At 41.1% G+C, this 26,880-nt stretch carries 25 protein-coding genes; 15 read left to right on the forward strand and 10 right to left on the reverse strand.

Features of this window, described 5'->3' with window-relative positions; translation table 11 throughout:
- Positions 1 to 8: 8 nt before the first annotated feature.
- Positions 9 to 1,661: an NAD+ synthase gene (locus IPJ16_15360; protein ID MBK7628551.1), complete on the forward strand. Its 1,653-nt coding sequence runs from the start codon at positions 9 to 11 to the stop codon at positions 1,659 to 1,661.
- A 165-nt stretch (positions 1,662 to 1,826) separates the two neighbouring features.
- Positions 1,827 to 2,528 (forward strand): Crp/Fnr family transcriptional regulator, encoded by a 702-nt coding sequence (locus IPJ16_15365; GenBank protein ID MBK7628552.1) that lies wholly within the window; start codon positions 1,827 to 1,829, stop codon positions 2,526 to 2,528.
- Here the strand turns inward: IPJ16_15365 and IPJ16_15370 are convergent, their stop codons facing one another.
- Both IPJ16_15370 and IPJ16_15375 read right to left on the reverse strand, forming a co-directional pair.
- A complete protein-coding gene (locus IPJ16_15370; protein ID MBK7628553.1) occupies positions 2,529 to 4,991 on the reverse strand; it encodes a bifunctional UDP-N-acetylmuramoyl-tripeptide:D-alanyl-D-alanine ligase/alanine racemase in 2,463 nt (820 codons plus the stop codon).
- A 3-nt stretch (positions 4,992 to 4,994) separates the two neighbouring features.
- Positions 4,995 to 5,576, reverse strand: a complete 582-nt coding sequence (locus IPJ16_15375) for a thymidine kinase (GenBank protein ID MBK7628554.1) — start codon at positions 5,574 to 5,576, stop codon at positions 4,995 to 4,997.
- A 116-nt stretch (positions 5,577 to 5,692) separates the two neighbouring features.
- Between IPJ16_15375 and IPJ16_15380 the strand changes: the two genes are divergently transcribed.
- Genes IPJ16_15380 through IPJ16_15395 form a run of 4 tightly spaced genes read left to right on the forward strand, consistent with a single transcriptional unit; the run spans position 5,693 to position 9,820 of the window.
- Complete coding sequence (locus IPJ16_15380) at positions 5,693 to 6,394, forward strand: hypothetical protein (GenBank protein ID MBK7628555.1); 702 nt, start codon at positions 5,693 to 5,695, stop codon at positions 6,392 to 6,394.
- The gene (gene rsmI, locus IPJ16_15385) at positions 6,387 to 7,058 is read left to right on the forward strand and encodes a 16S rRNA (cytidine(1402)-2'-O)-methyltransferase (protein ID MBK7628556.1); all 672 of its coding nucleotides are present in this window, start codon (positions 6,387 to 6,389) and stop codon (positions 7,056 to 7,058) included. The genes IPJ16_15380 and rsmI overlap by 8 nt, the downstream gene beginning before the upstream one ends.
- Positions 7,059 to 7,098: 40 nt before the next feature.
- Positions 7,099 to 7,329, forward strand: a complete 231-nt coding sequence (locus tag IPJ16_15390) for a carboxypeptidase-like regulatory domain-containing protein (GenBank protein ID MBK7628557.1) — start codon at positions 7,099 to 7,101, stop codon at positions 7,327 to 7,329.
- Positions 7,301 to 9,820 carry a hypothetical protein gene (locus IPJ16_15395; protein MBK7628558.1) on the forward strand — a complete coding sequence of 840 codons (2,520 nt, stop codon included), beginning with the start codon at positions 7,301 to 7,303 and terminating at the stop codon, positions 9,818 to 9,820. Before IPJ16_15390 ends, IPJ16_15395 begins: the two co-directional genes overlap by 29 nt.
- Before the next feature lie 335 nt (positions 9,821 to 10,155).
- Here the strand turns inward: IPJ16_15395 and dnaB are convergent, their stop codons facing one another.
- Positions 10,156 to 11,679 carry a replicative DNA helicase gene (gene dnaB, locus IPJ16_15400; protein ID MBK7628559.1) on the reverse strand — a complete coding sequence of 508 codons (1,524 nt, stop codon included), beginning with the start codon at positions 11,677 to 11,679 and terminating at the stop codon, positions 10,156 to 10,158.
- Positions 11,680 to 11,889: 210 nt separating this feature from the next.
- On the opposite strand from dnaB, the gene IPJ16_15405 reads away from it, so the two are divergent.
- Positions 11,890 to 12,720 carry a 4-(cytidine 5'-diphospho)-2-C-methyl-D-erythritol kinase gene (locus IPJ16_15405; GenBank protein ID MBK7628560.1) on the forward strand — a complete coding sequence of 277 codons (831 nt, stop codon included), beginning with the start codon at positions 11,890 to 11,892 and terminating at the stop codon, positions 12,718 to 12,720.
- A gap of 126 nt (positions 12,721 to 12,846) precedes the next feature.
- Here the strand turns inward: IPJ16_15405 and IPJ16_15410 are convergent, their stop codons facing one another.
- The 4 genes from IPJ16_15410 to tgt form a co-directional block, all read right to left on the reverse strand.
- Positions 12,847 to 13,164, reverse strand: a complete 318-nt coding sequence (locus IPJ16_15410) for an acetyl-CoA carboxylase biotin carboxyl carrier protein subunit (GenBank protein MBK7628561.1) — start codon at positions 13,162 to 13,164, stop codon at positions 12,847 to 12,849.
- Between the two features lie 32 nt (positions 13,165 to 13,196).
- Complete coding sequence (locus IPJ16_15415) at positions 13,197 to 14,741, reverse strand: acyl-CoA carboxylase subunit beta (GenBank protein ID MBK7628562.1); 1,545 nt, start codon at positions 14,739 to 14,741, stop codon at positions 13,197 to 13,199.
- A gap of 89 nt (positions 14,742 to 14,830) precedes the next feature.
- Positions 14,831 to 15,967 carry an LptF/LptG family permease gene (locus tag IPJ16_15420; protein MBK7628563.1) on the reverse strand — a complete coding sequence of 379 codons (1,137 nt, stop codon included), beginning with the start codon at positions 15,965 to 15,967 and terminating at the stop codon, positions 14,831 to 14,833.
- Positions 15,925 to 17,052, reverse strand: a complete 1,128-nt coding sequence (tgt, locus tag IPJ16_15425; protein MBK7628564.1) for a tRNA guanosine(34) transglycosylase Tgt — start codon at positions 17,050 to 17,052, stop codon at positions 15,925 to 15,927. The genes IPJ16_15420 and tgt overlap by 43 nt, the downstream gene beginning before the upstream one ends.
- A gap of 126 nt (positions 17,053 to 17,178) precedes the next feature.
- Between tgt and IPJ16_15430 the strand changes: the two genes are divergently transcribed.
- The 8 genes from IPJ16_15430 to IPJ16_15465 all read left to right on the forward strand — a co-directional run bounded on the left by IPJ16_15430 (position 17,179) and on the right by IPJ16_15465 (position 24,849).
- The gene (locus tag IPJ16_15430; protein ID MBK7628565.1) at positions 17,179 to 18,309 is read left to right on the forward strand and encodes a glycosyltransferase; all 1,131 of its coding nucleotides are present in this window, start codon (positions 17,179 to 17,181) and stop codon (positions 18,307 to 18,309) included.
- Positions 18,300 to 18,896, forward strand: coding sequence for a sigma-70 family RNA polymerase sigma factor (locus IPJ16_15435; protein MBK7628566.1), 597 nt, complete (start codon positions 18,300 to 18,302; stop codon positions 18,894 to 18,896). The genes IPJ16_15430 and IPJ16_15435 overlap by 10 nt, the downstream gene beginning before the upstream one ends.
- Positions 18,872 to 19,519, forward strand: a complete 648-nt coding sequence (gene rsmG, locus IPJ16_15440) for a 16S rRNA (guanine(527)-N(7))-methyltransferase RsmG (GenBank protein ID MBK7628567.1) — start codon at positions 18,872 to 18,874, stop codon at positions 19,517 to 19,519. The genes IPJ16_15435 and rsmG overlap by 25 nt, the downstream gene beginning before the upstream one ends.
- 100 nt (positions 19,520 to 19,619) lie before the next feature.
- Positions 19,620 to 19,778: a 50S ribosomal protein L34 gene (gene rpmH / locus IPJ16_15445; GenBank protein MBK7628568.1), complete on the forward strand. Its 159-nt coding sequence runs from the start codon at positions 19,620 to 19,622 to the stop codon at positions 19,776 to 19,778.
- 88 nt (positions 19,779 to 19,866) lie between these two features.
- Complete coding sequence (gene mqnE, locus IPJ16_15450) at positions 19,867 to 21,003, forward strand: aminofutalosine synthase MqnE (protein MBK7628569.1); 1,137 nt, start codon at positions 19,867 to 19,869, stop codon at positions 21,001 to 21,003.
- An 82-nt stretch (positions 21,004 to 21,085) separates the two neighbouring features.
- Positions 21,086 to 21,937 (forward strand): PASTA domain-containing protein, encoded by an 852-nt coding sequence (locus IPJ16_15455; protein MBK7628570.1) that lies wholly within the window; start codon positions 21,086 to 21,088, stop codon positions 21,935 to 21,937.
- 5 nt (positions 21,938 to 21,942) lie between these two features.
- Positions 21,943 to 23,799 carry a T9SS type A sorting domain-containing protein gene (locus IPJ16_15460; protein ID MBK7628571.1) on the forward strand — a complete coding sequence of 619 codons (1,857 nt, stop codon included), beginning with the start codon at positions 21,943 to 21,945 and terminating at the stop codon, positions 23,797 to 23,799.
- 9 nt (positions 23,800 to 23,808) lie between these two features.
- On the forward strand, positions 23,809 to 24,849 hold the full coding sequence (locus IPJ16_15465) for an RluA family pseudouridine synthase (protein ID MBK7628572.1): 1,041 nt from the start codon (positions 23,809 to 23,811) through the stop codon (positions 24,847 to 24,849).
- Between the two features lie 128 nt (positions 24,850 to 24,977).
- Here IPJ16_15465 and IPJ16_15470 read toward each other — a convergent pair whose 3' ends face one another.
- Genes IPJ16_15470 through IPJ16_15480 form a run of 3 tightly spaced genes read right to left on the reverse strand, consistent with a single transcriptional unit; the run spans position 24,978 to position 26,870 of the window.
- On the reverse strand, positions 24,978 to 25,793 hold the full coding sequence (locus IPJ16_15470) for a TPM domain-containing protein (GenBank protein ID MBK7628573.1): 816 nt from the start codon (positions 25,791 to 25,793) through the stop codon (positions 24,978 to 24,980).
- A gap of 5 nt (positions 25,794 to 25,798) precedes the next feature.
- Complete coding sequence (locus tag IPJ16_15475; protein ID MBK7628574.1) at positions 25,799 to 26,248, reverse strand: TPM domain-containing protein; 450 nt, start codon at positions 26,246 to 26,248, stop codon at positions 25,799 to 25,801.
- Positions 26,249 to 26,267: 19 nt separating this feature from the next.
- A complete protein-coding gene (locus IPJ16_15480; protein MBK7628575.1) occupies positions 26,268 to 26,870 on the reverse strand; it encodes a LemA family protein in 603 nt (200 codons plus the stop codon).
- Between the last annotated feature and the right edge of the window lie 10 nt (positions 26,871 to 26,880).

Genomic DNA, 26,880 nt, shown 5'->3' on the forward strand with positions numbered 1-26,880 from the left:
AGAAGGAGATGAAAATATCTGTTGCACAGCTAAACTACCACATTGGCAACTTTGAAGGAAATAAATCTCTCATTTCCAATGCAATCAGCAAAGCCAAATCTGATGGGGCTGATCTTGTAATATTTTCAGAACTTTGTATTACCGGTTATCCTCCTCTTGACCTTCTCGATCGTCATGATTTCATAGAAAAATGCAACATAACTGTAAAGGAGATTGCTGAGGAATGCAGAGGGATCGCAGCAATTGTCGGATCACCAACAATTAATAAAAACAAGGAAGGGAAAAAACTCTTCAATTCTGCTCTCTTATTATCTGAGGGGGAGATTATTTTCAGTGCAAATAAAGCATTGCTTCCCACCTATGACATTTTTGATGAATACAGGTACTTTGAACCGGAAAAGAACTTCCGTGTATTCACATATAAAGGTGTAAGACTGGCGATTACAATCTGCGAAGATCTTTGGGATGAACAGCCTTTCGATAATGAATTTGAGAAAGCCCGCCTTTACACAATTTCACCGGCGGAAGAACTTTCGAAACAAAATCCCGACATTATAATCAACATTTCCGCCTCGCCATTCTCATATACAAAAACTGAGGCGAAAGAGAATATTTTCAGGAATAAGGCTGTCAGATACAATCTGCCGGTAATCACTGTTAATCAGACTGGTGCAAACACCGAGCTGATATTCGACGGGGCATCCCTGATTATTAATTATAAGGGTGAAGTATTAAGGAGACTTCCATTTTTTGAGGAAGCAATTGAAACATTCGATTTTGACACAATACAATCAGGCAAATCCAACAATGGTCAGAAACGACAGGAGCCGGTGGAACTGATTCATAAGGCCCTGGTAACAGGCATAAGGGATTATTTCCGGAAAACAGGTTTAAAAAGAAGCATTGTCGGACTCTCAGGCGGGATTGATTCAGCTGTGGTTCTCTGTCTGGCTGCTGAAGCAATAGGGAACGGGAATGTGCGTGCCCTGCTGATGCCCTCAAGATATTCATCAGACCATTCAGTAACTGATGCTGTTGCACTTTCTGAAAAACTTAAGGTTCAACACGATACAATAAACATTGAAAAACCTTTCACTGCCTTTGAGGATGTCCTTAAACCTCTTTTTGCCGGAGTGGGAAGTGATGTAACAGAGGAAAACATTCAGGCCCGTGTAAGGGCTGTGCTTCTGATGGCTGTATCGAACAAGTTCGGTAATATTCTTCTGAATACCTCCAATAAGAGTGAAGCTGCAGTAGGTTATGGTACTCTTTACGGCGATATGGCCGGAGGGTTGTCAGTTATAGGTGATGTATACAAAACTGATGTATACAGGCTGGCAGAATATATTAACCGTGAGTCGGAGATAATTCCAATTAATATAATCAAAAAGCTTCCGTCAGCAGAACTAAGACCTGATCAATATGACTCTGATTCCCTTCCTGATTATAACATACTTGATGCAATTCTCTATCAGTACATCGAGTTACAGAAACCGGCAGAAAGAATTGTCAATGAAGGATTTGACAGGGAAATTGTTAATAAAGTGATAAGGTTGATCAATTTCAATGAATATAAAAGATATCAGGCCCCTCCAGTGCTAAGAATCTCTTCAAAGGCTTTCGGAGCAGGGAGAAGAATGCCTCTGGTTGCCAGATATTGAACAATTTTTAGTCCGTCGGTTAAAACCGACGGCAATTGAGAGACAAAATTAAAAATTCCTCTAATCCAATACAACTATCTGTAACTGAATATGTTAAAAAATGTTAATTTAGCATAGGTTAAATACTTTTATGTACATTTACATGCTATTTAACATAATAAATTCATGCAGTATTCTAATCCGTATATTGAGATATGTCTTGATGGTGCGACATCGATTTTCAAAGGATTAAATCAGAAAGACAAAGAGATAATTGATGAGAATCATACACTTGTTCATTTTAAAAGAGGAAACCAGATCTTCAAACAGGGGGAAAAATCGCGCGGACTTATTTGCCTTGCATCGGGTAAAGTAAAGGTTTACAAAGAAGGTGTTGGAGGGAGACAGCAGATAGTTAAGATGGTGAGGCAGAATGGATTCATGGGTTACAAGGCTCTTTTTGCCGATCAGCCATGGCCGGTATCCGCCACGGCAATAGAAGACAGTACCATATGTGTTCTTGATAAGAGCTCCGTTGTAAAAATCCTTAAAAAGAATGCTGATCTCGCTCTTAAATTTATTAAGCTGCTCTCTGAAGAACTTGTAATAGCAAACAACAGAACAGTGTCTCTTTCACAGAAACATATCAGAGGAAGGGTAGCGGAATCGCTTATTCTGCTTCGCGACACTTACGGTTATGAAGATGACAGTAATACAATCAGGATCGCCCTGTCAAGAGAGGATATTGCCAATCTTTCGAACATGACTACCTCGAATGCAATCAGAACTCTGTCTATAATGGCTTCAGAAGGTATCATCGGAATAAAAGGAAGGAAGATTTCACTGCTCGATCCAACTCTGCTTGAGCATATCAGTGAACTTGGATGATCACTCTCTGATAAAAACTCTTTTTACACGCTGTGGTATAGAGGTAAGTATTTCATAAGGAATTGTCCCGCATTTAACTGCAATTTCCCTGATAGTGATATTGTCACCGAAAATTTCGGCTTCATCTCCTTCTTTTGCATCAGTACCGCTCACATCTGTCATACACATGTCCATACAAACATTACCTATAATTGGTACTCTCTTTCCTTTAATGAATAACTCCCCTACTCTGTTTCCAAGCTTTCGGCTCAGACCATCAGCATAGCCAACAGGCAGAATTGCGATATCCCTGTCCCTGTATGAAATATCTGCGCAACCGTAGCCAACAGGATCTCCTGCTTTTACTGACTTTACCTGTGATATTCGTGTTTTAAAACGCCCGGTTGTCCTGAGAGCCAGTCCGCTGAAATTCCCGACTCCGTACATTCCTATTCCCGGCCGTACCATTTCAAACTGGTACTCGGGAAAACGCAGAATTCCCGAAGAATTAAGTATATGTCTTAAGAAAGGATAGCTTACTGCTTTCTTAATCTGATCAACAGCTTCAAGAAATACTTTTACCTGTTTGAGGGTAAAATGATCGAGCTCAGGGTCCTCGCTTGCCGCCAGATGAGAAAATACAGAAACTACCTTCAGGCACTCTGATTCTCGCAGCTTTTCTGCAAGTGCAGGGACGTCTTCAGGCATGAAGCCCAATCTGTGCATCCCTGTATCTATCTTAATATGAACAGGATAATTTAATAATCCGTGACGCAGAGCAGCTGTAGTAAACAGTTCATATGATCCGAAGCTGTAAATTTCCGGCTCGAGTGAATACTTAATTAAAAGATCTGATGAAGAGGGATCGGGATTCATTACCATAACCGGTAAGGTCACACCTGCATTCCTTAATTCTATTCCTTCATCGGCATAAGCAACTGCCAGGTAACTAACCCTGTGATATTCAAGTAAAGCTGCAATCTCTGCTGGTCCGGCACCATAGGCAAATGCCTTAACCATTGCCATGATTCGTGTGCCCGGATTAAGATGGCTGCGAAATTCATTAAGATTATGTGAAATAGCATCGAGATTAACCTCCAGTACAGTCTGGTGAATCTGCTGTTCCAAAAGTTTGCCGATCTTCTCGAATTCAAAAACCCTGGCACCCTTGATAAGAATAATCTCATTTCTGAAATCACTTCCGTTGAAACTGCTTACAAATTCTTCTGTAGAGTTGTAGAATCTGGCTTCTTTTTCAAACAAGTCATGGCTGGCAATAAGAGATTTCCCTATACCAATGAATTTTCTAATGCCGGTCTTCTTTATCAGCTGGGCAACTTCACCATAAAGCTCCTTCTCATCCCGTCCGCTCTGAACAAAGTCGGATAATATAAGTGCCGGCTCTTTGCCATTCTGAGATTTCAGGTATTCGAGTGCCATCCACAGTGAGCCGGGATCTGAATTATAATAATCCTCAATCAGCTGACAGTTATTAATTCCGCTTTTCAGTTCCATCCTCATAGCTACTGAAACCAGAGATTTAAGTCCGGCTGAAATAACTGATGCATCTGTTCCGAGAGCAAGACAAACCGAAGCCACAGTAATTGCATTCTCTACTGAAGCCCTGTCGCTGAATGGTATTATGAAGTCATAGTTTTTATGTTCATACACAATTTTAAGTGATGTCTTACCATCAGCAAGAGTGACAGCGGTAACAAACACTTTTGCCTTCTGATCCCTGAATGACCAGTTAACAAGTCGCTTTGATTTCAGATTAACGTCTGCCAGAATCAGCGAATTCACCAGTTTCTGATCGCTGCAATAGACTATTATTGAAGCATTTTTGAATAACAGAAGTTTCTCTGTGGCTTTTGATTTATCATCAGCGAAGTTCTCCCGGTGAGCATCTCCGATATTAGTCAGAACACCTATATCAGGTTTTATAATCCGCTGAAGCTTCGACATCTCTCCAGGCAGCGAGATGCCTGCTTCAAATATTCCGAGTTTATATTTTTCGTCAAGCTTAAGAACAGAAAGCGGTACGCCTATCTGAGAATTGTAACTCTTGGGACTTCTGATAACAGGCGTAGTAAGACCAAGAATATCCGCAAGCCACTCCTTTACAATAGTTTTTCCGGCACTTCCTGTAACTGCGATAACAGGTGACTTAAACTTGTCCCTAATAAAAGATGCTATGAGCTGAAGTGCTTCAACAGTGCTTCCTGTTAATATGAAAGCGGCTTCAGAATAATCTTTGATCTCGTCAGGTGGCGATTCTACTATAAAGACTCTCACTCCTTTCCTGTAGAGATTCCCGATATATATATGGCCGTCGTGATTTTTTCCTTTGATTGCTGCAAATATCTGACCAGTTGTAAAACTAAGCTGCCTGCTGTCAGTAACAATCTCGTTAGCAATAAGATCGCCAGGCCCAAGCAATTTACCTTTAGTAATTGAAGCAATATCTGCCGAGAGGATTTTCAACTATTATTTGTTTAAAGCTATGTTATAGCAGTTTCTGCAAAGAGGCTCATAAAGGTTTTTCTCACCCAGAAGCACTACCTGTTCATCTTCTGATTTTCTGTATGAGTACTGGGCAAGATTGCCGCATCTCATACAGATAGCATGAACCTTTGTAACAAATTCAGCAATTGAAAGAAGTGCAGGCATCGGTCCGAAAGGCTTACCCATGAAATCCATATCCAATCCGGCAATAACTATCCTTATGCCTTTATCTGCAAGTTCATTGCAGACATCCACTATGGAATTGTCGAAAAACTGGGCCTCATCTATACCAACAACATGTACGTCGCCGGCGAGCAATAAAATAGCGGAAGAATTATCAACAGGAGTTGAAAGAATCGATTTATCATCATGAGAAACAACTCTGTTTTCAGAATAACGGTTATCGAGCGACGGTTTAAATATTTCAACCTTCATACCAGCATACTGAGCCCTTCTGAGTCTTCTGATCAGTTCTTCTGTTTTTCCTGAAAACATAGACCCTGTGATCACTTCAATTGATCCCCTCCTGCCACCTGTTCCAATAGAATTTTCAAGAAAGTCCATATACAATTTATGTCAGTCTCCATCATGTAAATTGTATATTTAACATGATGACTTGTGGAATAATAGTTACTTTTGCAAAATAAGGAAAATGGTTTGTTATATTAACATCAAAACGTATGGATTTCAACGCAACCATTGATTTAATTATCAAAGATCTTCAGGAAGCCCGTGAAATAATTGACGATCTGAAAAAGTACCAGGGGGTTCCTGTTCTTCAGGTAGAACTCGCAAAAGCCAAATGTAAGAGCGCCGCAGAAGTCATTGCCTTGCTGAAGCAGGAAGAAAGACCAAAGACGGAAGACAGAAGACCGAAGACCGAAGTGCCTGTTGCCGCAAGCCGCAAGCCGCAAACCGCAAACCCCGAACCGGAAACACCAAGCCACAAACCGGATACCGCGAGCCCTGAACCGGATACCGTGAGCCCCAAGCCGCAAGCCGCAAGCCCCGAACCGGAACATCCCGTAAAAAAACCAGCCGAAGCCGGCACAATCGGAGATTCCTTCAGCCATCTGTCAAATCGTTTTAATGAGCAGCTTGGAAGCCGCAAATCAGACGATGATATATCAGGAGTTTTGAAAACTAAACCAATAAGCAGTTTAACAGAAGCGATAGGTATAAATGACAGGTTCCTGTTCATAAGGGAAATCTTCGACGGAAACAAAGATGCTTATTCACAGGCCATTACAAAACTTGAAAACACTACAAGTATTACTGATGCCCGTGCAGTTATAATGAGTTACACCGGCGACAATGATGAAAGTGACGCTGTAAAACAACTGCTTGATCTGGTAAAAAGAAAGCTCCCTTCAAATGAGTAAATTATTCCTTGTACCAACACCAATTGGCAACCTCAGAGATATTACCTACCGTGCAGTTGAGGTACTGAACACTGTTGATCTTATACTTGCTGAAGATACCCGTCAGGCCCGGATCTTACTAAATAATTACAATATAAAGACTCCCCTTCAGTCGCACCACATGTATAACGAGCATAAAAGTGTTGAGGCTGTTTGCTCGAAGATACTTCACGGACAAACAATTGCACTTATTTCAGATGCCGGAACACCGGGAATTTCCGATCCGGGATTTCTGCTAGTAAGAACCTGCGTGGAAAAAGGAGTACCGGTAGAAACTTTACCGGGGGCGACTGCACTGATTCCTGCACTTGTTAATTCAGGACTGCCGTGCGACAGATTCTGCTTTGAAGGATTCCTTCCTCCCAAAAAAGGAAGAAATAAGAGAATGACCGCATTAATTGAAGAGTCCAGAACAATGATATTTTATGAATCACCTTACCGCCTTGTCAAGACTCTGCAGGAGCTGGCTACTTATTTTGGTCCCGACAGAGAGGCATCTGTCTCGAGGGAACTAAGTAAGCTTTACGAGGAAAACATCAGAGGGACTCTCCCTGTTCTGGCTGAATATTATACCGTTAAGCCGCCAAAAGGAGAAATAGTGATTATTGTTGCCGGAAAAAAGTAACTTTTTATCGCTATTTTCGTTTTACTCAAAACCTTTTTCGATGATCAAACATTTTTTCCGGATAGTTCTGATTTTCATGGTCTCACTCCAGACCTCACATTCACAGATACTTAAAGGCAGGATAACCAACCCGAATGGAGAGCCAATACAGTATGCCACTGTTTATATTCAGGAATTAAAACAAGGGACAACAGCCAATACGAAAGGTGACTATGAACTTCGTCTTGCCGCCCGGGAAATATATGGTCATTTATCAGAGTCTGGGATTTGAGCCTATTTTTGCTGACATTACAATGGCAGACAAGCCGGTAAATAAAAATGTTACGCTTCCGATACAATATTATGTAATACCCGAAGTAAGAATTACCGCTTCGGGAGAAGATCCGGCATATATTATTATGCGAAAGGTTATAGGTATGGCACCCTATTATCTCAGTAATGTAAGCTATTACAAGGCAGAGGTTTATCTTAAAGGAAATCTGGTTATTAACAGGATCCCGAAAATCATTCAGAAGACCATGAAGATGGAGGCAAAGAAAAACAGTGCCACTATATCGGTAGGAGGGAAAGAACAACCGGCAGAAGAGATGATTAAGGAGGGTGATTCATTTCTGATGGAATCATTTAATGAGATGGAATTTACAGCTCCGGATAAATATGTTCAGAGAGTCATTTCATTCAACTCCACCTTTCCTGAACAGGGAAATGAGATCTCACCAATGGATTTTATAGAAGCAAGCTTTTATCAGCCTGTTATTGCCGACATGGCCATCTCTCCTCTTTCGCCGGCTGCATTTTCTCATTACAACTTCAAATACCTTGGAGCAACCCTTCAGGGCAATTACACAATAAATAAAATTGAAGTTGATCCAAAAAGAAAAAGTCAGCAGCTATTTGAGGGTACAATATATATAATAGAAGATCTTTGGTGCCTGCACAGTGTTGATCTGACAAATGAGAACCTGGTTGGAAAGGTGAAGATTCAGCAGCTGTACATACCGGTCCAGGATGACATATGGCTGCCGGTCAGTCACAAGTTTGACATTAATATAGGGATAGTCGGATTCAAAGCCGACGCCGGCTATGGAAGCTCAGTGAAATATCTGAATGTTAAACCAAACCTTGCACTTGCGAAACCAAAAACAATTTCCACCGACTTCACAGGGAAACCTGTTAAAGTCGCGGCTGCAGATACTATGCCTGTTACAAAAACAAAACAGCAGATTGAAAAGCTCCTTGAAAAGGATCAGCTCAACAACAGGGATATGGTAAAACTGTCGAAGCTTATGGACAAAGAATCGAAAAACAGCATGCCCGACAGCAGTAAAAACAGCCTTGAGATAAAAGATAATACAACGCATATAATTGAAAAAGATGCCAATAAGAAAGACAGTGCCTATTGGGCACAGGTTCGCCCGATTCCGCTTTCTGAAGTTGAGTTGCGCAGCATTCGGGTGAGCGACAGTCTGAAAGGGAAAACTGAGCTTAAGGAGATGAAGTCTGACTCGGCTGTTATTACACCTCCAAAAAAGCAGAATAAATTCGTTTCAACAGCTCACAAGGTATTTCTGGGCCACACCTGGGCCGACACTTCCGGTTTCCGTTTTACATACGGTGGATTATTTGATCTTGAAAACCTGAGGTTCAATTCAGTTGACGGATTTGTTTATGGCCTTGATTTCAGCATGCAAAAATCATGGAAAAATTTTAAACAACTCTATATTGCTCCTGAGATCCTGTGGGCTTTCAACAGGGAAGATTTAATCTGGAGAGTTAATACTATCTTCAGACTCAACACACAGAAACTAAACCAGATTTTCCTGAGAACCGGAGTAACAAGTACCGACATTAATAATGTGGCCGGTATCAATCCATTCATAAACAGCATAACCTCTTTATTACTGAAGAAAAACTATATGAAGTTATATGAATCGAGGTATGTGACATTCGGATATATGAATGAGATCGTTAATGGTTTCAGACTTGAAGTAAGCGCCAATTTTGAAGACCGCAGGGTACTTCCGAATTCAACAAATTTCTCATTATTAAAAAGATCAACTCCTTATTCTGATAATATTCCGGTCAATGACTACCTCGCAGCAGGCTCAAACCCTCTAAATGCGCTTCGTGATATGAGACATGCCGACTTTTCAACAAAAGTCTCATATACACCGTATCAGAAATACAGGATGCGTAACGGAAGGAAGATATCCGCCGGGTCTGACTGGCCGACTTTCACTTTAACTTACCAGCACGGAATAGACGAGTTCAGTGAGATGACAGACAAGATCAGGCATACCGATATGCTCAGATTTGAAACAGGAAAGAGGCATGAGACCGGGGCTTTCAGTGAATTCAGGTGGAGAGTCAGGACAGGCGGATATTTTGATAACAGGGATCTGACCTTTTATGACTTCTTCCATGTTAATTCTCAACCCTTGCCTGTACTTATAAATAACTATGAAGATGCCTTTATGCTTCCTTCATATTATTCAATGAGCACGCCCGAGTTTTACGGAGAAGTACACCTTAAGTACACAACACCATACCTCCTCATTAAACTTCTGCCGGGCATAAGCAACACCCTTATGCGTGAGAATCTCAGCCTTTCGTACCTCGGATCGCGATACCATAAAAACTACACCGAGCTGGGTTACAGCATAAGTGAGGTATTTTTCCTCGGCGAGATCGGTGTATATGTTGGATTTGAGGATGTTAAATATAAGAGTGTCGGAGGGAAGTTAGTTTTCAAATTCAATTAAAGTATTATATAAAGTATTGAATATGTGCCAGATAAATTTCCCCTCCTTTTGAAGGAGGGGTGGCCGCAGTAAAATTATGGTTTGTTTTTGAAAAGCTAATTTGCGGCCGGGGTGGTTGATTCTTTATCCCAGTTTTCATCTTTTAGTTTTCTGTGATAATCCCCTAAAGTCAACCACCCCGGCCGGGAAATATTACTTCGTAAATATCATATAATCAGTACTCCCGGCCACCCCTCCTTCAAAAGGAGGGGAAACCTTATTATGCTGTTTCTCCTTCAACCCCAAACCTTAGGTTGGCTGCCATAACCTTCAGGGGGGTTGGGCGGCAGAAGCATCTAAGCAAATGGCGGCTCATCATGTATATCCGACTCATTATCAAAGCCTCCGCCAAGTTTTCTGAAATTATCGTGGTTCATTTTTGATCCGAGAGTGATACTCGGGGTGGAGCTGCCTCCTTCAGGATTACCATCCAGATCAAAATCATCGATATCAACAAATTGTGCCTTCTCTTCACGGAATCTCAGTTTAACGTCGTCAACCGGACCGTTACGGTTTTTAGCAAGTATGATCTCAGCGATACCTTTTGTTGAGGAACCATCTTCAAATGTTGGTATACCGAACTTATCCTGACGGTGAATGAAGACGACCATATCGGCATCCTGCTCAATAGCACCCGATTCACGAAGGTCGGAAAGCAAAGGCCGTTTGGTACCACCCCTCATTTCTACTGAACGGTTAAGCTGTGAAAGTGCCAGTATCGGCACATTGAGCTCTTTCGCAATACTCTTCAGCGAACGGGAAATATTACTAACTTCCTGCTCGCGACTTCCTGCATTTTCAGGTCCCGACATAAGCTGAAGGTAGTCGACGATAACAATATCAAGTTTATGCTGAGCTACCAGACGACGGCATTTAGCCCTGAGTTCGAATATGGAGATTGCAGGAGTATCATCAATAAAAATGGGGGCAGTAACCAGCTTTTTGATCCTTGAATCGAGCTGTTTCCACTCCTCCTCATTCAACCGTCCGTTTTTTATTTTGTCACCCGGAATATCTGTTTCGGCAACTATCAATCTGTTTACAAGCTGAATTGATGACATCTCACACGAAAAGATGGCAACACTTTTTCCGTGGTCGACTGCCATGTTTCGTGCCATTGAAAGAGCGAATGCTGTTTTACCCATTGATGGACGGGCAGCGATAATAACAAGTTCTGATTTCTGCCAGCCTGATGTCAGACGGTCGAGTTTGGTGAATCCCGATGGTGTTCCTACAAGTGCATCCTCTCTTTTTCCTGCCTCTTCAATCTCTCTGATTGCTTCCTTTATCACAACATTAATCGGGGCAACCTCACGCTTGATATTTCCTTCGGCTATCTGGAAAAGTGCATTTTCGGAATAGTCGAGAAGTTCTGTGACATCATAAGAATCATCAAAAGAACGTGTCTGAATCTCAGTTGAAACACGAATAAGTTCACGCTGAATATATTTCTGAGCGACTATCCTGGCATGATAATCAACGTTTGCAGCAGAAACGACCTTAGCTGTAAGCTGAGTAAGATAAACCGGTCCGCCAACACTATCAAGCTCGTTATGAATACGCAGTTCCTCTGTTACTGTATAGAGGTCTACAGGAAATTCCTTTGCGGATAAGTCTGAAATAGCTTTGAATATTTTCTGATGAGCCTCCCTGTAAAAACTTTCCGGTTTAAGTATGTCAAGGATGGTAATTACTGCCTCTTTTTCGAGCATAACCGCACCTAGTACAGCCTCCTCCATATCATTTGCCTGGGGTGGTACCTTGCCAAAATCGGGCAATGCTGTAATTGCGGGTCTCGGATTGGTTCTTTGTTTTGCCATCAACGCTATGTTATTGTTTTATAACTACTTACAAAATTCAAAATCAAATATTTATCGCTTTTCAAAGTTATGAATTACCATACTTAATAGTAAGGAATCACTGTTTATTGTTACAAACACAAAATGTTTAAAACTTGTTGAAAAGCTATTAGACCGATCATTAGTTACAAATTCAAAAGCATATGGTATTTTTACATCAAATACCGGTAAATGATAGTATTTCCGATTGCAAAAATAAACCTTGGCCTGCATGTAACAGAGAAGCGTTCTGATGGTTATCATAACATCGAAACAATCTTCTATCCGGTTAAGCTTTGTGATGCACTTGAACTGGTAGTTGCAGAGGCGCAGCAGGGAGGCGATCATCTGACCTGCACAGGCATTAACACCGGAAGTGATCAGGAGGATAATCTGGTTATTAAAACTACAGGGAAACTAAGAGAGAAATACTTTTTCCCATATATCAATATACATCTTCATAAGGCTATACCAATCGGGGCAGGACTAGGTGGCGGTTCTTCTGATTCTGCATGTTTAATGAGAGCAATAAACAGGGTCTTTCATTTAGATATATCAAAGGAGGAACTTAAAAAAATATCTCTTGAGATAGGCAGCGACTGTCCGTTTTTTATCGATGGTGTTCCTGCTCTGGCAAGAGGAAGAGGTGAAAAAATGACCCCTGTTAATCCCGTTCTGACAGGATTGTACCTTATTCTTCTCAATCCAGGAGTTGGAATAAGTACAAAGGAAGCTTATCAGAACTGTTCTCCCCGGAAACCGGATACTTCACTTGAGCAGCTGATAACCAGACCAATAGCAGAATGGAAGGAACTGATCAAAAATGATTTTGAAGATTTCGCTTTCAGGAAACATCCTTTGATTGCAGATATAAAAGAAGGTCTTTATAAAGCCGGAGCACTCTTCAGCCTGATGTCAGGCAGCGGATCGAGTGTTTATGGGGTATTCAGGGAAAAGCCTGATCTTCCGCAAATGCTAAAGAAATATGTAATATTTGAGGGAAAATGTGATCTCAAATCATAAAACCTTTAACCACAAAGGTCACTAAGGAATTACACAAAGGTCACAAAGAAAAGAAAATCATTATTTTACCTTTGTGTTCTTCGTGCCTCCTTTGTGTTCCTTTGTGGTAAAAAAATGAACTTGAAACTACTCCAGTTCTATTAAAACAGTCCCTTTTGAAACCTTTGCTCCTTTTTCTACTGCAATAGACTTAACCTTCCCATCCATCGGGCACTTAAGCTTGTTCTGCATTTTCATGGCATCGAGTATCATGAGGTCATCACCCTTCTTCACAGAGTCTCCGGTCTTTACAAAAATATTGAGCACAGTACCCGGGATAAAACTCAGAATGATCTTTGGATCGGCAGGCTGATATGACTTCCTGTTTTTGAATTTTTCACTTAACCTCGTCTGATACAAACTTGTATTTATATTAAGAAAGCCCAGCTTTTCATCTTTATTCATAGCAATGCATTTTAACTGTTAGATACTGATAATCAGAACGGAGGAAGTCCATGCTTTTTCTCAGGCATAGGTACATTCTTATGCTCTGATACTTCAATTGAATGCATCAGGAATCTGCGTGTCTCAGAAGGTTCAATAACTGCATCAACATAACCTCTGGAAGCAGCAACATAAGGATTAGCAAATTTGGCTTTATACTCTTCAACCTTCTGCTTTCTCATTGCATCAGGATCTTTGGCAGTTGTAATTTCTTTCCTGAAGATAATATTAGCAGCGCCTTCTGGTCCCATAACAGCGATTTCGGCTGATGGCCATGCAAAAACAAAGTCAGCTCTGAGGTGCCGTGAACTCATAGCAATATATCCCCCTCCGTAAGCTTTTCTCAGAATTACAGTAAGCTTAGGTACTGTTGCTTCGCTGTAAGCGTATAAAACCTTGGCCCCGTGACGGATTACACCGGCATGCTCCTGGTCAACACCCGGAAGATATCCCGGAAGGTCAACAAGGGTAATAATAGGAATATTGAATGCATCGCAATAACGGATGAAACGTGCCGCTTTATCTGAAGAATCAACATCAAGCACTCCTGCCATCTCAAGTGGCTGATTGGCAACGAAACCTGTTGTGCGTCCGCCCATACGTCCAAAGCCGATTACGATGTTTTTGGCGTACAATTCCATTATCTCGAAGAAGTCGGAATTATCAACAATTGCCCTAATAACATCCTTCACATCATACGGTAAAGTCGGGTCTTCAGGAACAATCTTATTAATATTATACTCCGGTTTTGGTTCTGCTGGCGGAAATGCAAGTGCTTTCTTGCTGTTATTCCATGGAATGAAGGTGATAAGCTTCTTTATCTGATCGAAGCACTCTTCCTCGCTCATTGCAAAGAAATGTGCATTACCGGTAACCTCGCTGTGAACACGCGCCCCGCCAAGGTCCTCCATTGAGATCTCCTCACCAAGAACTGTTTTGATTACCTCCGGACCTGTAATGAACATCTTAGAGATATTATCGACAACAAAAACAAAGTCGGTAAGAGCCGGAGAATAAACTGCTCCGCCTGCACATGGTCCGAGAATAACAGAGATCTGAGGAATTACACCGCTGGAAATTGTATTCCTGAAGAAAATTTCCCCATAACCGGCGAGGGAGTTGACTCCTTCCTGAATACGTGCACCGCCTGAGTCGTTTATGCCGATAAGAGGCATTCTCATCTTAAGGGCATGATCCATAATTTTAGTGATCTTCCTGGAATGCATTAGTCCAAGAGAGCCACCTGCAACTGTAAAGTCCTGCGCGAAGATTGCCACAGGCGCACCATATACTGTGCCTGATCCTATTATTACCCCGTCGCTGGGAAGCGACTTTTTATCCATATCAAAATCACGTGCATCGTGCTCAACAAAAAGGTCATACTCATTGAATGAGTTTTCATCAAGAAGCGACATAATACGCTCACGGGCAGTACGTTTGCCCATAGCTTTCTGCTTTTCTATTGCCTGTTCTCCACCGCCTAACAGTACTTTCTCACGTTTTTCCTGTAACTCTTTAATTTTCTTATTAACTGGCATAATATCCGGTATTAAATATTTTGTTAGTGTTAATTAATTAACAGTACTTTTTCGGGTACAATTTTAAACAAATTGTATGACTTTAGATACTATTTTGGCGCCATTTTATACAGCACCAGGGCAATAATTGAGTAGAGGATGTTTGGAATCCACATTGCCAGCATTGGACCAAGGCTTCCCTTGAGTGAGAACTGGGAAGCAAACTGAAGAAACAGTATATACGAGAAGCTTAGAGTAAGGCCAATTCCTATATTCATACCGATACCTCCTCTTATCTTTCTGGAAGAAAGTGAAACACCTATCAGAGTTAGTATAAATATGGCAAAGGGATTGGCAAATCTCCTGTGTTTTTCGATAAGAAACAATTTAAGCTCATCAGAGCCCTGCAATCGCAGGAGATCGATGTAGTCGTTAAGTTCCCGGTAGGTCATTGTTCCGACAAATCCCGGGTCGCGCGATAAGTCACTGGGCTTAATCGTGAGAGTTGTGTCAATCCTGTTTCCCTTCGAAATAATATCCTCACCTTCTTTATATTCGCGCAGATAATAATTCAGAGCTGTCCACTTTTTTATAGTGGTGTCGTACAAAACCGAGGATGCTTCAAGCCTGGATATAAGCCTGTTACTGTCGTTGAAATGCTCAATTGTAAAGTTTTGTCCACGTCCGCTTAACGGATTATATGAGCCTATATAGACATAAATGTTTTTATAGACCATCCTGTGAATATTCTCAACAATAACCTTTCTGGCTGAAGAACGGTAGTATTTATCCTCAAAATCCATTCGAATCAGATTTGACTGAGGGATAATGAAATTTGTAAGAACAAAAGTAAAAATGGCAATAACCAGTGCTGAGAGAAAATAGGGCCACATCATTCTCTTAAAGCTCATTCCGCTGTTCAAAATGGCAATAATCTCAGTATTAACCGCCATTTTAGAAGTGAAAAATATAACGGAGATAAATACAAAAAGAGGAGCAAAAAGGGTGGCGAAATAAGGTACAAAATTGAAATAATAGTCGAAGATGATAGCTTTAACAGGAGCCTCTTTCTCCATGAAGTTGTCAATCTTCTCGGCAAAGTCAAATACTACTGCGATTGTCAGAATAAGGACTAGGCTGAAGAAGAAAGTGCCAAGAAACTTCCTGATAATATAAGCATCGATAAGTTTAATTCTCAGTGAGCCTAAAGCCTCTCCGAGAGTTTTTTTACCATTGTACTTTTCCATACTCCGAAATCACCTTCTTCAATTTTTTTTCGTGCCTGGCTCACCAGTCTCAAATAGAATGCCAGGTTATGTATACTTGCAATCTGCGCACCAAGGTTTTCACCGGACATCACCAGGTGACGAAGATACGCTTTTGAATAATTAAGACTAACAACTGACGGACCTTCCGGATCGATAGGACTGAAATCGTCGATCCATTTTCTGTTCCTGATATTAATTGTCCCTTCAGATGTAAACAACATTCCGTTTCTGCCATTACGAGTAGGCATTACACAATCAAACATATCAATTCCCCGCTCAATAGCTTCAAGGAGATTGACCGGAGTACCTACTCCCATGAGGTAACGTGGTTTATCCTCAGGAAGTATTTCATTCACTATTTCGATTATACGGTACATGTCTTCAGCCGGTTCCCCAACTGAAAGTCCGCCGATTGCATTTCCTGCTAATCCGGCGGAAGCAATTTTTTCAGCAGAGATCTTTCTCAGATCATCAAAAGTACCGCCCTGAACGATAGGAAACATGAACTGCTCTTTGCCATAGATTGGTTCTGTTTCATTAAATCTGACGATAGCCCTGTCGAGCCAGTGATGAGTAAGTGCAACCGATTTCTTTACATAGCTGTATTCACATGGCCATGGAGCACACTCATCGAATACCATAATAATATCGGCACCGATAATACGCTGAATATCAACTGTATTTTCAGGTGTGAACAGATGTTTTGATCCGTCGATATGTGATTTGAAGTGCGCGCCTTCATCGGTCAGTTTCCGGTTTCCTGTGAGGGAGAAGACCTGGTATCCTCCACTGTCGGTAAGTATAGGACGGTCCCACGACATAAATTTATGAAGTCCTCCGGCAGTTTTCAGAATTTCTGTACCCGGACGTAAATAGAGATGGTATGTATTACCGAGGATTATTTTAGCATCAATATCTTCAGAAAGATCCCGCTGTAGTATCCCTTTAACAGTGCCTCCTGTGCCTACAGGCATGAAGATCGGAGTAGGAATATCACCATGTTCTGTTCGCAGCATTCCCGTACGCGCTTTTGATCCTTTGTCCCTGCTCTCAACCTTAAACATATAACTCAATCTCGTTTTTCGAAGCACAAAGGTAATTTTTCAAAACGGCCTTCTGAAATTATACCTGAATATTTTTTTCTTCATTCCGATTATCTTATTAATATTGCTGACATATTAGGAAGTCAGATGGCGCAATACTATGATACAATTCTGCTGGTTGTTTTTTCAATTTTTGCAGCAGCAGCAGCTATTCAGTTATTTTATTACTTATTTTTCTATCTCGCTGTTTATCTGAATAAACCCCGAGTAGTCAATAGTGACCAGCCACCTGTTTCTGTAATTATCTGTGCAAGGAACGAGTCTGAAAATCTAAAGAAGTTTTTACCTGCAGTGCTGGAACAGGATTATGCCGATTATGAGGTAATTGTCGTAAATGACTGCTCAGAAGATAATTCGTACGACGTTCTGGGAAGCTATCTGGTTAAGTACCCGCATCTCAGGGTATCCACAGTAAACAAGGACCCTAAGTTCACCCATAACAAAAAGATGGCCCAGTTTATCGGGATCAAAGCAGCTAAAAACGAAATACTTCTCTTCACTGATGCTGATTGTGAGCCAGAATCAAACAGATGGCTGCAGGGTATGACATCACATTTTACTCCGGAAAAAAGTTTTGTACTTGGCTATGGAGGATATCGTAAAGAAAAGGGTCTGCTGAACAGATATATCAGATACGACAGCATGACTATTGCAATGCAGTACCTGGGGATGGCGATAAGGGGTGTTCCGTATATGGGTGTAGGACGTAACCTTGCATACAGACGTTCTGTCTTTTTTGAAAATAAAGGATTTGGTGCACATAACCACCTGCAATCGGGCGATGATGACCTTTTCGTGAATACAAATGCCACAGGCAAAAATACCTGTGTTGAATTCAGTACAGGAACCCATACCCTGTCGGTGCCTGCACGAACTGTTACAGAATGGTTTACCCAGAAAAAAAGGCATCTTACCACCGCACCATACTATAAATTAAGGGACAAATTCCTTCTGTTAACAGAGACATCAGCGAGAGTGGTTTTTTATACCCTTATGATTGTACTTCTCTCATTCACTTTTTTATGGCCTTATGTTCTGGCTATCTTTGGATTAAGGCTGATAACAATGGGAACTGTAATTTTTCTTGGTTCCAAAAAACTGAATGAACCTGGATTAGTGTTTTATTCACTATTTTTTGATATCTTTTCACCTGTGATTAACAGTATAGTATTTATTGGCAGCCTAAGAAACAGATCCGGTAAAAACAGATGGAAATAAATCACGATTTATCTGAAAAGGCCAAAGGCGATCTGCTGCTGGTGGAAGAGGCAAAGAAGGGAAACGAAAAAGCCTTTGCCAGTCTGATGAACCGTTACCGTGATTCCATCTACTATATGCTTCTGAAGATGGTAAATAATCCATACGATGCTGAAGATCTCACAATTGAAGCCTTCGGTAAAGCATTCCGTAATATTGAATCATATACACCCAGATATGCTTTCAGCACCTGGCTTTTTAAGATTGCCACGAACAATTGCGTTGACTTCATCAGAAAAAAACAGTTAGCCCCTACTCCTCTTGATCATCTGCAGGATAGTATGGATAATGTTACAGTTAATATCCAGTCCGACCTCCCCGATCCTGAAGAATCCCTGATAAATCACCAGAAGATTGAAGCTCTCAAAGATATTGTAAGCCAGCTCAAACCGAGATATAAATCGCTTATTGAACTCAGGTATTATAAGGAGTACTCATATGAAGAGATCTCATCGGAACTTAAACTCCCGATCGGGACTGTTAAAGCCCAGCTCTACAGGGCCAAAACATTGTTATACAACATATTAATCAAAACAGGCAACAGGTAGTGTCAGAAAATATTATCCGGTACTTCCCTTCATTGACAGATCTGCAGAAGGAACAGTTTTCGAAGATCAAGCCAGTATACGACAATTGGAACAGCATGATAAATGTTGTTTCAAGAAAGGATATGGACAATTTCATGGTTCATCATGTGCTTCATTCACTGGCAATAGCGAAAAAATTTAATTTTCAGCGGGGAACACGAATCCTTGATGTTGGTACCGGCGGAGGGTTTCCCGGTATACCACTGGCTATTCTATTTCCCGATTGTCAGTTCACTCTTCTCGATTCAATAGAGAAAAAAATAAAAGTTGTTTCAGCTGCTGCTGATGAACTGGGTCTGAAAAATGTAATCCCCTTACGAAAAAGAGTCGAAGAAGAAAAAAACAGGTATCAATTTATTATCAGCAGGGCAGTTACAGAGTTCAGCTCCTTTGTGAAACTGACAGAAAAGAACCTTGAGAGGTCAGGAAAAAACAGTCTGAAAAACGGCATTATTTACCTCAAGGGAGGAGATCTTGATGAAGAGTTAAACCCGTTTAGAAACAGGGTGACTATCTGGAATATCAGTGACTTTTTTGACGAGCAATTCTTTGAAACGAAAAAGATTGTTTACCTGCCTTTTTGATTTTTTTGAAAAAAAACACCCTCCGCGTTTTTATATTTCAAAAAAGTACTACATTTGCAGTCTCAAATCAGAGAGTTAGACAACAAATATATTTGAAAAGATGAAAAGGACATTTCAGCCATCAAGAAGAAAGAGATCAAACAAGCATGGTTTCAGGGAAAGGATGTCAACCCCGAACGGAAGAAGAGTTCTTGCAGCACGCAGAGCCAAGGGAAGAAAGAAACTTACTGTTTCCGAAGAACTTAAACTTAAAGGATAATTCACATTCTACAATATCTTAAAAAGGTGTCTTTTATTAAGGCACCTTTTTTTATTTCTTACCTTTACCGACTCAAATTTTTCAATATATGAATCATCTTCTAACCGCTATAACTGATACTGATCTGCGAAGAATAGCCGAAAAAGTATCAGCTGAACAAAGAATAACACCGGAAGAAGGGCTCCTGCTTTTTAAAAAAGCTGACCTGGCAATGCTTGGCATTCTGGCCGGGGTAGTACGGAAAAGACATAATGGCAACAAAGCTTTCTATAATCACAATTTTCATATCGAACCTACAAACAAATGCATCTATAACTGCAGATTCTGTTCTTACCATAAGCCTGAAGGCGATCCTGAAAGCTGGGAGTTCAGTCATGATGAGATGCTGAACATCGTTAAGAAGTTCGACAGCAAACCGGTAACAGAAGTGCATATTGTTGGAGGGGTTCATCCTGCCTATGATCTTCATTACTGGGGCAGACTGATAAAGAAGATCAAGGAGCACAGACCAACACTTCATGTAAAAGCGTTCTCAGCAATAGAGCTCGACTATATGATAACCAAAGGTGGTTATACAATTGAAGAAGGATTAAGCCTGCTCAAAGAGTATGGACTCGATTCTATCCCCGGAGGAGGAGCAGAGATCTTTGATGAGGAGCTCAGAAAACAGATCTGCGATGAGAAAGCCTCATCTGATCTGTGGCTTACAATTCATGAGACGGCACACAGGCTGGGCATTCCATCAAATGCGACAATGCTGTACGGACATATTGAAAATTACACTCAAAGGATAGACCACCTTGAACGACTCCGGAAACTACAGGACAGAACAGGTGGTTTCAATGCATTTATTCCCCTGAAATATAAAAAGACAAATAACAGCATGTCATACCTGGGGGAGGTAAACCTAATCGAAGATCTCAGAAACTACGCTGTATCAAGGATTTATCTCGATAATTTTACTCATATAAAGGCCTACTGGCCAATGATTGGCAAAGAAAGTTCACAGCTTGCACTCTCATTCGGAGCCGATGATATGGACGGTACAATAGACGACACAACAAGGATCTATTCAATGGCAGGTTCAGCTGAGGAGAAACCCGCAATGACAACAGAAGAAATATGCAAACTGATAACCGAAGCAGGTTATGTGCCGGTGGAAAGGGATTCACTCTATAGTCCTATGCCCCCCATCCCCCCTGAAGGGGGGCTAAAACAGCTCTGAATTATACCCCCTTTAGGGGGAAGGGGGCAAAAAAGCAATTTTATAAGTACCTTTACGTTATTATAAATGATCAATTTTCAATATGAGCTTAAAAAACTTTATCCTGAGCAAAGTATTTCTTAAAAACCTGGGACTGGCTATATCGATTGTTGTTGGTGTTATAATGATCCTGCTTATATGGATGAACTTCTATACAAGACATGGTCAGGCCCGGCCTGTTCCTGATTTCTACGGACTTACACTTGAGGAAACAATTAAACTGGCAAAGAAAAACAAGCTGAAATACACTATTGCTGATTCAGTTTACACCACGATTGTACCACGTGGCTGTATAGCTGAGCAGAGTCCGAAGCCTGGATTCAAAGTCAAAAAATGGAGAAATATTGTTCTTACAATAAATGCCTTCAATCCGGAAATGGTTGCAGTTCCAAATCTTATCGACCTCCCTATCAGACAGGCTCTGCTGCAGATTGAGAGCTCAGGATTAAAGATGGGAGAATCGAGATTCAGGCCTGATCTGTCGATTAATATTGTTCTTGACCAGTTATACAACGGGAAAAAGATCAATCCGGGAGACTCACTTCAGAAAGGCTCGGTAATTGATCTGGTTTTAGGCAAAGGTCTTAGCAATCAGCGTTCTTCTGTGCCCGATCTAATGGGTATGCACCTCGATCCTGCCAAAAACAAGATTATTGTTTCCGCTTTTAGTCTTGGTACCTATATTTATGACAGTTCAATTTTAACAGGCGATGATACTGTTAATGCATTTGTCTACAAACAGAATCCGGAGTTTAAAGAAGATGCCAGCCTTCAGCTGGGATCTGCAATATACCTTTGGTTAACAGTTGATTCAGCCAAACTCCCGGTTGATTCAACACTGATCGTGACGGATACTATCCCTGCAGCAGAAATATTAAGCAGGCCATCTAATTAATTATAATGCTCAGAAAGCTTTTTCTATATACTGCCTTATTCTTTCTCATACCTTCTGTTGTCTTTCCACAGGAGGTAATAACGGGTCTGCAATCAAATTACACAGTAGCAGGTCAGATAAACAAGTTACATACTTTTAAGGGTATAACTGCCGGGGATACTATTACATTACCGGTATTTGATGATTTTTCTGGGCAGACAGTATATCCTGACAGGAAATGGTGGACAGATGAGTTTGTCTTTGTAAACAATACATATTCAGACCGGCAGATCACCCTGGGCGTTGCTACTTTTGATGCTCTCAATAATCTGGGACGACTGTACGAAACTGCCTCTTCATCAGGATTTAAAGCTGATCAGCTGACCTCTAAGCCATTGAATCTGAACTATACAGCATCTGACAATATATGGCTGAGTTTTCATTATCAGGCTGGCGGCCTCGCCGATTCACCTGAGATTAATGACAGCCTGACACTTCAGTTTTTTGCACCTGCAGAAAACAAATGGTATTCGGTATGGAGGAGTGAAGGTAAAACCGGCAAAAATTTCAAAGCTGTAATAATTCCTGTAAATCAGTCAAGGTTCCTTAAAAGAGGATTTCAGTTCCGTTTCATTAATTATGCAAGTCTTAGCCAGAACCTCAGCGATCCTTCGATGGTTGGCAACTGCGATATCTGGAATATTGACTATCTGAAGATTGATAAAAACAGAAATGAGGCGGATACCGTCTATAATGACGTGGCATTCAGATTGCCCGTCAGGTCAGTATTGAAGAGACATGAATCGATGCCATGGAAACAGTTCAAACAGATCTCGCTTCAGGAGATGGGTTCCGCGATACCGGTTCAGTATCGTAACAATGATGTTATTACAAGGAATATCACCCGTAATTTTGAAATATGGGACGTTTATAAAAAGTCGGAAGCACACTCATTTTCCCCGGGGGCAACAAACATAAACGCTTCATCTGATGTTACATATAATGCGAATCTGGTCTATACCTACAACACCGATAATCCCGATTCTGCACTTTTCAGGATTACCTGTTCCCTTAAAACTGATGCATTCGATCCAAAGGAAAATGACACTGTTATTTACTACCAGGTTTTTAAAAACTACTTTGCATTTGATGATGGTTCTTCAGAAGGCGGATATGGTATAAATGGTCTGGGGTCAAGAAATGCCATGCTGGCTTACCGCTTCACATCATTTATGCAGGATACTTTAAGGGCTGTTCAGATCTGCTTCAACGACAGCTATATGGATGCAAACAAAAGAGCCTTTGATCTGATGGTATGGGACGACAATAATGGCTCACCGGGCAATGTGCTTCATACTGAAGAGGAGGTGATGGTTGAGCAGGGAGACTATATTAATGGATTCTACAGGTACAGGATACCAGGTGGCGTTCCGGTAGATGGTATTTTTTATGTTGGATGGAAACAGCGGTCAGAAGCATTTCTTAACGCAGGATTTGATGTCAATACTCCGCATAAAGGGAAACAATTTTATTGGATTAACGGGGAATGGAATCAGTCGCAGGTCGATGGCAGCGTAATGATCAGAGCTGTTGTTGGCGATCCTTTGAAGATCACAGGAATAGATGATATTTTTTCAAAGAATAAAAATATCGTAAAAATATGGCCCAACCCTGCTTCTGATCATATTACAATTGAAAAGGGAGACATTCCATTGTGGGGACAAACATATATTTCAATATACGACATCTCAGGCCGCGAACTTATAAAAGTGGCTGACAGTGACAGGATTGATATTACATCCCTTCCAAAGGGGATTTACATAGTTATAACAAGTCACAACGACAAAACTGTTGGTTATAACCGGTTAATTAAATCAAAGTAAGGAGAAAAAATGGCAGAGGAAGAATTAATTGACCAGGTTGAACAGGAACTCTTTGAACATTACAGGTTTAAAGCAGATCCCGGACAGTCATTACTCAGAATTGATAAGTTCCTGTCAGACAGGCTTGAGAACAGTTCCCGCACGCGCATTCAGAATGCTGCAAATGCCGGTAATATATTGGTTAACAATAATCCGGTTAAACCAAATTATAAGATTAAACCGGGAGATATTGTCCAGATAGTGCTGCCTACGCCCCCAAGGGAGATTGAGCTGATTCCCCAGGATATTCCATTGAATATTGTTTATGAAGATGATGATGTACTTGTTGTAAATAAAGAACCAGGAATGGTGGTACATCCGGCCTACGGTAATTATTCCGGAACACTGGTAAATGCACTGATGTGGCATTTTAAAGATCTCCCGCTCTTCAATACTGGAGAGAGCAGGCCGGGACTGGTCCACAGGATTGATAAAAACACATCAGGAATTCTTGTAATTGCGAAGAATGAGTTTGCGCTTAACAGGCTCTCGAAACAGTTCTACGACCGCACCACTGACAGAAGATATAATGCTCTGGTCTGGGGTGTTCCTGATCCGGCAGAAGGAACAATTACCGGGAATGTAGGAAGAAGTATTAAGGACAGAAAAGTCATGCAGGTCTTTTCTGATGAAAGTGAAGGAAAAACAGCAATTACACACTATAAAGTACTGGAGAACCTGGGCTATATATCACTTGTTGAGTGTAAGCTTGAGACAGGCAGGACACATCAGATAAGAGTGCATTTCAGTCATATAAAGCATCCCCTTTTCAACGACGAAGAATATGGCGGAGATCAGATAATAAAGGGTACTACTTTTACAAAGTATCAGCAGTTTATAAAGAATTGTTTCAAGATACTCCCGCGACAGGCACTGCATGCCAAATCACTCTCATTTGATCATCCGGTTACCGGTAAAAGACTGCACTTCGATTCAAATCTGCCTGATGATATGGTACAGGTTATAGAAAAATGGAGGAAATACACCTCCGGAAGGGAAGCCATTGATTAAAAAAAATTACACAGAGTTACACTGAGGAGACACAGAGTTACACTGAGCAAAAGTACTCTGTCTTAATATCCTCTGTGCCCTGTGCCCTGCGCTCTTTGCCCCTAGCCATGCTGAGCGAAGCCGAAGCATTACCAACTTCCTCCAGCACCTCCTCCGCCAAAGCTGCCGCCACCGAAGCCACCAAAGCCGCCACCGCTGCTGCCGCCACCTGAGAAACCGCCCCAGCTGCCGCTGTGAGAGCCTCTTCCTGAATTCATCATGCTGAGCAGTAACCACAGTGGCAAACCTCCGCTGCTGATATTCTTGTTATTCGACCCTCCTTTTTTACCGGAGATAACAGCTATGATGATTATTATGATGAAAATAATAAATCCGACAGGCATGCCTTTTCCGCTGCTCTTTCTGCCCGACATTCCATACTGCTCGGCAGAAAACTCACCTCTCGCGAGCGACATGATTGTGCTTGTTGCATTATTAAGGCCACCAAAGTAATCTTCTATACGGAATGCAGGGAGTATCTCATAATCAACAATTTCGCCGCATGTTATATCAGGTATCACACCTTCAAGACCATAGCCCGGTGCAATAAAAACCTCTCCGTTTGAATCAGAGGTTTTTGGTTTAACTAGAATCAGCACCCCGTTGTTTGAGCCCTTCTGCCCTATTCCCCATTTCTCGCCAAGACGCTGTGCATAGTCCGATTTATCATATCCCGATAACGTCTTAACAATCACAATTGCAATCTGGGTTGTTGTTGAATCGTTAAATGAAACAAGTTTACGCTCAAGACTATTTATCTCATTAGCTGTAAGTAAGCCGGCAAAATCATTAACAAGTCTTGGAGGATTTGGCCTGTCGGGAATATCCTGAGCAAAGATAAAACCTGAATTTACTGTGAAAAAAATAACAGTAAGGGCGAGTAATTTAGTCAGTCTGTTTCTCATATAAATTACTCTCCTTTTAGTTTATCAAATGAGATCTCATCCGGAAGTTCATTAACATCATCCTTTTTAAACGGGAAATGAGTTTGAAGCTGTTTCCCGGCCATTAATATGCCTTCCGACAAACCTTCAGTAAATTTTTCTTCCTTAAAATTCTTTACTAGCAGTTCACTGATCTCATTCCAGAAACCGGCGGGAACCTTTGAGTTAATACCTGCATCGCCTATAATAGCGAATTTCCTGTCGCTGACAGCAAGATAAAACAGTACCCCGTTTCTTTCATCTGTTTTATGCATCCCGAGTTTTTTGAATACCCAGGCAGCTCTGTCGAGGACATCTCCTGTGAGTGATGTTTCAATGTGAACCCTGATCTCTCCGGAAGTCTCTTTTTCAGCCTCCTTAACAGAAGCAAGAATCAGAGCCTGCTGCTCTTTTGTAAAGAACGATGAAGCATTCATTTAATATGTATAAATTAGATTAGAAAGTAACAACAGGTGCTTTTTCAGCTCCTTCGGAAGCTTCAAAATAAGGTTTTGCAGCAAATCCGAACATCCCGGCTATGAAGTTTTGAGGAAACCTTTTGATATAAGTATTGAATCCCTGTGCTACTTCATTGAATTTCCTTCTTTCAACAGAAATCCTGTTCTCAGTACCTTCAAGTTCAACCTGGAGATCCCTGAAATTCTGAGTTGCTTTTAATTCCGGATATTGCTCCATAACAACCATCAGTCTGCCCAAAGCAGATGAAACCTGGCCCTGAGCCTGCTGGAACTGTGCCATGCTTTCAGGAGTCATTTTTGTAGGATCAATAGTTACTGAAGTAGCCTTTGCTCTTGCCTCAATAACCTGTGTAAGAGTAGTCTGTTCAAAGTTAGCTGCGCCTTTAACAGTATTCACAAAGTTCGGAATAAGATCAGATCTGCGCTGATACGATGTTTCAACATTTCCCCACTGACTTGTTACACCCTCATTCATGGTAACCATTGTGTTATACACTCTGGTTCCCCAGATAACGACGGATAAAACTATCAGTGCCAGAACTGCACCTATAATAATTGATATCAAACAACCTTTTTTCATTTTTATGATT

Source organism: Bacteroidales bacterium (assembly GCA_016709865.1).
GTDB lineage: Bacteria > Bacteroidota > Bacteroidia > Bacteroidales > VadinHA17 > LD21.

What these genes read in the sequence shown, in the direction of transcription:
- IPJ16_15480 (MBK7628575.1), bottom strand. Translation starts at nt 26,870, where the DNA reads ATGAAAAAAGGTTGTTTGATATCAATTATTATAGGTGCAGTTCTGGCA.
- mqnE (MBK7628569.1), top strand. Translation starts at nt 19,867, where the DNA reads ATGAATCATCTTCTAACCGCTATAACTGATACTGATCTGCGAAGAATA.
- IPJ16_15455 (MBK7628570.1), top strand. Translation starts at nt 21,086, where the DNA reads ATGAGCTTAAAAAACTTTATCCTGAGCAAAGTATTTCTTAAAAACCTG.
- IPJ16_15360 (MBK7628551.1), top strand. Translation starts at nt 9, where the DNA reads ATGAAAATATCTGTTGCACAGCTAAACTACCACATTGGCAACTTTGAA.
- IPJ16_15475 (MBK7628574.1), bottom strand. Translation starts at nt 26,248, where the DNA reads ATGAATGCTTCATCGTTCTTTACAAAAGAGCAGCAGGCTCTGATTCTT.
- IPJ16_15410 (MBK7628561.1), bottom strand. Translation starts at nt 13,164, where the DNA reads ATGAATAAAGATGAAAAGCTGGGCTTTCTTAATATAAATACAAGTTTG.
- IPJ16_15435 (MBK7628566.1), top strand. Translation starts at nt 18,300, where the DNA reads ATGGAAATAAATCACGATTTATCTGAAAAGGCCAAAGGCGATCTGCTG.
- rsmI (MBK7628556.1), top strand. Translation starts at nt 6,387, where the DNA reads ATGAGTAAATTATTCCTTGTACCAACACCAATTGGCAACCTCAGAGAT.
- IPJ16_15405 (MBK7628560.1), top strand. Translation starts at nt 11,890, where the DNA reads ATGATAGTATTTCCGATTGCAAAAATAAACCTTGGCCTGCATGTAACA.
- IPJ16_15420 (MBK7628563.1), bottom strand. Translation starts at nt 15,967, where the DNA reads ATGGAAAAGTACAATGGTAAAAAAACTCTCGGAGAGGCTTTAGGCTCA.
- IPJ16_15390 (MBK7628557.1), top strand. Translation starts at nt 7,099, where the DNA reads ATGATCAAACATTTTTTCCGGATAGTTCTGATTTTCATGGTCTCACTC.
- IPJ16_15380 (MBK7628555.1), top strand. Translation starts at nt 5,693, where the DNA reads ATGGATTTCAACGCAACCATTGATTTAATTATCAAAGATCTTCAGGAA.
- IPJ16_15375 (MBK7628554.1), bottom strand. Translation starts at nt 5,576, where the DNA reads ATGGACTTTCTTGAAAATTCTATTGGAACAGGTGGCAGGAGGGGATCA.
- IPJ16_15470 (MBK7628573.1), bottom strand. Translation starts at nt 25,793, where the DNA reads ATGAGAAACAGACTGACTAAATTACTCGCCCTTACTGTTATTTTTTTC.
- IPJ16_15430 (MBK7628565.1), top strand. Translation starts at nt 17,179, where the DNA reads ATGGCGCAATACTATGATACAATTCTGCTGGTTGTTTTTTCAATTTTT.
- IPJ16_15460 (MBK7628571.1), top strand. Translation starts at nt 21,943, where the DNA reads ATGCTCAGAAAGCTTTTTCTATATACTGCCTTATTCTTTCTCATACCT.
- rpmH (MBK7628568.1), top strand. Translation starts at nt 19,620, where the DNA reads ATGAAAAGGACATTTCAGCCATCAAGAAGAAAGAGATCAAACAAGCAT.
- dnaB (MBK7628559.1), bottom strand. Translation starts at nt 11,679, where the DNA reads ATGGCAAAACAAAGAACCAATCCGAGACCCGCAATTACAGCATTGCCC.
- IPJ16_15395 (MBK7628558.1), top strand. Translation starts at nt 7,301, where the DNA reads ATGGTCATTTATCAGAGTCTGGGATTTGAGCCTATTTTTGCTGACATT.
- IPJ16_15465 (MBK7628572.1), top strand. Translation starts at nt 23,809, where the DNA reads ATGGCAGAGGAAGAATTAATTGACCAGGTTGAACAGGAACTCTTTGAA.
- tgt (MBK7628564.1), bottom strand. Translation starts at nt 17,052, where the DNA reads ATGTTTAAGGTTGAGAGCAGGGACAAAGGATCAAAAGCGCGTACGGGA.
- IPJ16_15365 (MBK7628552.1), top strand. Translation starts at nt 1,827, where the DNA reads ATGCAGTATTCTAATCCGTATATTGAGATATGTCTTGATGGTGCGACA.
- IPJ16_15415 (MBK7628562.1), bottom strand. Translation starts at nt 14,741, where the DNA reads ATGCCAGTTAATAAGAAAATTAAAGAGTTACAGGAAAAACGTGAGAAA.